Origin of the sequence: uncultured Virgibacillus sp. (assembly GCF_947495635.1) — a bacterium.
Classification (GTDB): domain Bacteria; phylum Bacillota; class Bacilli; order Bacillales; family Amphibacillaceae; genus Virgibacillus; species Virgibacillus salarius.
On record NZ_CANMAB010000250.1, the window covers coordinates 1 to 251 of the forward strand.

Here is a 251-nt window from a genome sequence, read left to right on the forward strand (position 1 = left end):
GGCAAAGCCCCAACTACCATCGGCGCTGGAGAGCTTAACTTCTGTGTTCGGCATGGGAACAGGTGTGACCTCTCCGCCATTGCTACCAGACATTTCTTAATTCGATAAATCAACATCTGCTCGGAACCATTCCTTGCTTGATGCTTTCTCATATCTACAGGCGGATACATTACTTATTCATTTGTACCCTAAAAACTAAATAAGAGATCATTCAACGACAACCAAAAGAAGTTAGTTAAGTCCTCGATCGA

General features: G+C 43.0%; 1 rRNA gene. It reads right to left on the bottom strand.

The window, feature by feature from the left end:
- Nucleotides 1–90, bottom strand: a 5S ribosomal RNA gene (gene rrf, locus Q1A47_RS20725); the annotation flags it as partial.
- Nucleotides 91–251 lie beyond the last annotated feature (161 nt).